At 61.2% G+C, this 918-nt stretch carries 1 protein-coding gene and 2 pseudogenes; 1 reads left to right on the top strand and 2 read right to left on the bottom strand.

The features are described from left to right. Nucleotides 1–469, top strand: a pseudogene (locus tag K9B33_RS22930) (tyrosine-type recombinase/integrase); the annotation flags it as partial. On the opposite strand, the pseudogene K9B33_RS22925 reads toward K9B33_RS22930, so the two are convergent. Beyond that, nucleotides 463–603 (bottom strand): annotated as a pseudogene (locus K9B33_RS22925) (IS3 family transposase); the annotation flags it as partial. The pseudogenes K9B33_RS22930 and K9B33_RS22925 overlap by 7 nt on opposite strands. Nucleotides 604–746: 143 nt before the next feature. Then, nucleotides 747–908, bottom strand: a complete 162-nt coding sequence (locus K9B33_RS22920) for an SDR family oxidoreductase (protein WP_318011169.1) — start codon at nucleotides 906–908, stop codon at nucleotides 747–749. Nucleotides 909–918: the final 10 nt, after the last annotated feature.

Raw genomic sequence — 918 nt, 5'->3', positions numbered from 1 at the left:
CGGCGATCTGCATAGACGCACGCCATGCAAAGGCCGCTCTCGATATGGCGGCTAACAAGACCGATGCGAACGACGCTTCACTGCGTTTCCTGTTCGGTATCACTCTCAAGCGACCGGAGATGGCGCTGGGGCTCGTCGTCCTTCGTTACGCACCTAAATTGCGGGCGGTTTTGAGCGTCGAGGAGACTGCGCGGCTGCGCCAGGCATCAAATACAAAGCAGCGCTCAGCGTGGCCTATGGCGCGGGCTTGCGTGTCTCCGAGGTTGCCCATCTCAAGGTCGATGACATCGACAGCGCCCGGATGCTGATCCGGGTCGAGCAGGGCAAGGGACGCAAGGATCGCAACGCTATGCTCTCACTGCATCTGCTCGATTTGCTTCGGCAGTGGCGGCGCGAAGGCAAGCGGCGCGGAGCGATGATGCCACATGGCTGGCTGTTCCCCGGTCGCAACGGCACGGACCCGATCTCGGCGATGCGGTCCTCGCTGCGCAGGCCATCCAGCACGATCCGGACCTTGTCCTCAGCCGAGAAATGCCGACGGGTCTGCCGCCGAATATCCTTCACCACCCGCTCAGCAGGGGCCTTTGCCAGTGCATTTTTCAAGGAGGGTTTGAGCTTCGTCGTAGTGACGAAGGAACGAAGATGAGCCCAAACTCTCCTTAATTTACAACCTCAAATCTGTGCCATTGGTGCTGACGGCGGACAATCGGGACCAACTGCGATAGGGAAAGTCATCCCCGGCAACCTCAGAGGTGCATGCCGCCGCTCGCCTCAAGGACCTGGCCGGTGACCCAGCGCCCGTCGTCGGAAGCGAGGAAGGTTACGACGGCTGCGATGTCGTCAGGCTTGCCGATGCGGTTGAGCGCGGCCTGTGAGGCATAATAGCGGGTGAGTTCGGGGTCCTCCAGCAGCTTCGCA

The organism is Sphingobium sp. 3R8, from assembly GCF_020166615.1.
Classification (GTDB): Bacteria; Pseudomonadota; Alphaproteobacteria; order Sphingomonadales; family Sphingomonadaceae; genus Sphingobium; species Sphingobium bisphenolicum.
The sequence above is the reverse complement of the archived record's forward strand: the minus strand, read 5'-3'. Positions and strand labels throughout refer to the sequence as shown.